This is a genomic window from Kamptonema animale CS-326 (assembly GCF_028330895.1).
GTDB lineage: Bacteria > Cyanobacteriota > Cyanobacteriia > Cyanobacteriales > Microcoleaceae > Kamptonema > Kamptonema formosum.
The window spans coordinates 1-4,014 of the sequence record NZ_JAQMUA010000117.1 but is presented as its reverse complement, the minus strand read 5'-3'; the positions used below and the strand labels follow the sequence as shown (position 1 = coordinate 4,014).

General features: G+C 43.3%; 2 protein-coding genes. One reads left to right on the top strand and one right to left on the bottom strand.

Annotated features, from left to right (window positions below; translation table 11 throughout):
• Positions 1–9 precede the first annotated feature (9 nt).
• A complete protein-coding gene (locus PN499_RS06810) occupies positions 10–1,209 on the bottom strand; it encodes a glycosyltransferase (protein ID WP_272030930.1) in 1,200 nt (399 codons plus the stop codon).
• A gap of 380 nt (positions 1,210–1,589) precedes the next feature.
• Here PN499_RS06810 and PN499_RS06805 point away from each other — a divergent pair, with 380 nt between their 5' ends.
• Positions 1,590–3,914, top strand: coding sequence for a GumC family protein (locus PN499_RS06805; RefSeq protein WP_272030929.1), 2,325 nt, complete (start codon positions 1,590–1,592; stop codon positions 3,912–3,914).
• The last annotated feature ends 100 nt before the right edge of the window (positions 3,915–4,014 follow it).

Here is a 4,014-nt window from a genome sequence, read left to right as displayed (position 1 = left end):
CATTAGCCATTAGCCATTAGCCATTAGCGCTACTAATTTCTTCGCCTCCACAGCAACATCGTGATTTTGAGCAATGCGATCGCGTCCTACTTTACCCATTTTTTCTAGTACTTCTGGTGGCGATTCTAAAGCAGCCCGCATTGCTTCTGCTAGTGTACTGACTGAACCGGCGGGAACTAACCAGCCGCAGACACCAGGTTCAACTAACTCTGGGATACCCGCGACATAGGTAGCGATCGCAGGACGACCCAAAGCTAAAGCTTCCATCAGCACTACTGGCAAACCTTCAGCAAAACTCGGTAATACCAGAGCTCGCGCCGCCAGAATTTGTTCCTTAACTTCCGCACCTGTCGCCCAGCCAGTAATTTCTATATATTCTTGTAGATTGAACTTGGCAATCAAAGAGGCGATCTCCTCTCTGAGTGCGCCATCACCTACTAATATCAACTTAAATTTCAAGCCAGAAACTGCTAACTCGTGGGCAGCTTCTACTAATAGCAAGTGGCCTTTCTGTTCGCTAAGCCTACCAACACAAACTAAGCGAGGTTCCTGCGGTATGGGAACCAGCGGTTGAGTCAAAAACTCAGCATCTACTCCGCAGTGAATGATATGAATTTTAGACCACTGAGCGCGATCGCACCATCGGCATAACTGACTTTTGCCGAAAGAACTCACCGCCACCACAAAAGCCGCACTCTTAATTTTTTCATCTAAGGCTAAAACCGTAGCCTTATCAAATTCTTCTGGGCCGTGAACAGTAAAACTGTAGGGAGGGCCGCCTAAAACGCGACACAGCATCGCTACAGTTGTAGAATTTGTCCCAAAGTGAGTGTGAAGGTGTGTCGCACCCACCTCTGAAAGCCAACCCAGAAGCACGCAGGCCTCGGCTAAGTAAGCAAAATGGCGCAAAATGCCCCTTTCTGAATGCCAGCCAACCCGGAACATCAACACTAACGCCCTGAAAAATCGCAGCGGCTTAGTTGCAGCAGTCCATAACAGGCTCCAGAGTAAGCCTAGCATTCCAATTTCGAGGACGGTTCGTGTCAAATCTTCCTCTACTTTATCTGCTCCATCTACAAGTTCAGCGTCGCAAGAACGGATGGAAAAACGTGCAACTCTACTAGCACAAGTTTCGACTGCGACAATCTCTCTACGGATGAAACTATGACTAACCTTCGGGTATTGATTAACTAAATAAGCAATTGTCATGCCTATTGCCAGGAGAAATTTGCTGCAATGCTGAGTTTAAGCGGCACTGTGCAGTTATGTTAGCATAGTATATGCTCTACCAATATCCTGCACAATGCTACAAAAATTTGAAGCAAAAGGGGTTAGAGTTGGGAGGCAATTAGAAAATACTACGTCTGGTGATTTTAAATCGATCGGAAGTCTTAAAAACGATCCTAGATCGTAAGCTGTACCCATCTAACTTGCATCTAACTAGCGGCTATCCCACATACCACATAGATTTTATAGTTGAGCTAGATGTAAAGTAAATTTTTTAGAGGTGACACATAGTAAACTTTTGATTGATACAGGCATTTAAAGGCGTAATTGAGTGAGCGGACAAATAACCATCAGAGGTGAACATGGAGACAGAACAGGGAGATAAAATTGTATCAATTGGTAAACGAGGCCGACAATTTCAAGAATTACCTGTCGCCGATACAGATGAGCCTAGTCCCCCGCCTCAAAAAGGATTAAACTTTGCCCCATTTTTGCGAACATTCCGGCGAAAAGCATGGCTAATTCTTGCGATTACAACTTTAATCGCAGTTGGGGCAGGATTTTATATCAAAACTTCTAAAAAAACCTATCAAGGAGATTTTCGGCTTTTAGTAGAACCTGTGACTAATGAAGCTAGAATTGCTGAGCCTTCCACCCTCGCTCGCAGTGACTCGGCAGTGCCAAATCGAGATATTTTTAGCTTGGATTACCCCACTCAGCTTGAGATTCTACAGAGCCCTCAAATGCTTAATGCAATCGTAGATCGCATTAAAACTAAATATCCCAAGTTTACCTACGAAGAGTTTAAAAGAGGATTACTGGTAATCCGCGTCGGCAGTAATATACTTGACCAAACGAAGATTATTGAAGTTCGGTATCTGGGACAAGACCCAGAGATGGTACAGTTTATTTTAGATGAAATGGCTAAGAAATATTTAAAATACAGCCTTGAAGAACGGAAAAGCCGTATTGGAGAAGGTGTTAAATTTATTGAAGATCAACTTCCCGGCTTGCAGCAGCGTGTAAATGACCTTAAATCAAGGTTACAGCAATTGCAGCAGCAGCAAAGAATCAGCGATCCGAAAGTGCAAGGAGAAGAATTACTCACCCAAGTTCGCACTATTGAAACTCAGGAATTAGAAACTCAAAGGCTATTGGAAGAACAGAGATCGCTTTATGCTAACTTGCAGAAACAATTAGATTTTACCCCCAATGAAGCTATTGCTGCTTCCGCTTTGAGCGAAGAACCTCAGTATAAAGAATTACTGGTAAAGGTGAAGGAAGTAGAAAGTCAAATTGCTTTAGAATCGGCGCGGTTTAAATCTGCTAATCCCCTGCTAGAAGCTCTAGAACGCAAGCGAGCAAACTTGTTAGATTTACTCAATCAGCAAACCCAGCGGATTATCGGACAGAACTTAGGAGTTGATGCCAACAATTCTAAAGTAATGAGCTTTCAAAATTCGATTCGCGTAGGACTGATTAAACAATTAGTTGATACCGCTAATCAAATTCAGGTTTTAGAAGTTCGCAATCAAGCAATATCGCAAGCCAGAGACGATTTAAACCGACAAGCTAAACTATTTCCGGCCGTGGCTCGTCAGTATAATGAATTGTCGCAACAGTTGGAAATTGCGACTAAAACCCGCGACCAACTTTTGACTCAGCGAGAAACGTTGCGAGTGCAAGCAGCTCAAAACCAAGTGCCTTGGGAACTGATTTCTAAGCCTCGGATACCTCTCGATCCCGCTGGAAATTTAGAGCCGGCTCCCAGTAAAGCTAAAAACAAATTTGCGATGGCGGTAGTGGGTGCTCTAGTATTGGGTATGCTAGCTGCTTTGTGGATAGAAAAGAGACGCAATATTTTCTACGTAGCTGAGGATATTAAAGATGCAATTCAATTACCGATGTTAGGGGTAATTCCTTTAGATAAAGATTCTGAAAAATTAGCGCGCGAGCATCGGAATGGTTATGCTTCTTTAGTCAGCAACGATCTCGCTAGCAGGAGTTCATCTCCATTTTTAGAAGCTTTTGATTCTCTCTACACTAATCTCTGTTTTTTATTCTCAGACCGTCAGATTGGCTCCTTAACTATTGCTTCGGCTGCACCTGGTGACGGTAAATCTACTGTAGCTTTACACTTAGCTGAAGTTGCGGCTCTTGCTGGTCAACGAGTGCTGTTAGTAGATGCAAATTTGCATTCGCCAACGCTACATACTTTATTAGATTTACCCAACTTCAGAGGTCTGAGCGATCTACTTTGTAATAAGCTGGAGCCGAATGATATTATTCAGCGATCGCCTCTAGCTGATAATATGTTTGTGTTGACGGCTGGGATTCCTTTGCCGGGTGCTGCTAGACGAATGAGTTCTAGTTTTATGGCGCATTTAATGGAGGAATTTCAAACAAAGTTTGATTTAGTGATTTATGATACGCCCCCGCTTATTGATGCTAAAGATGCTAATTTTATCGGGGCGCGGACAGAGGGGATCTTGATGGTTGTGGCTGTTCTCAAAACTAAGAATTCTGTAGTTAAGCAAGTCCTCAGTCAATTAGAAAGTTTTGGCATTCCCTGCTTAGGAGTAGTGGCTAATCATGTGGGGAAAAATGCTAAATCTAAAGGGGAAAAAGCAGTGGTTTTAAAGCCTGCACGCCAAGTCGGTTTGTCCGCTCCTGCTCCCCAAGAATAAGTTTGTTAGTTGTTAGTTGTTAGTTGTTGCTTGTTAGTTGGGTGTAAGGAAATTAAATGTAAAGTGGGCGCTCGCCGCAAAAAGCCTGTAACTTATAGCT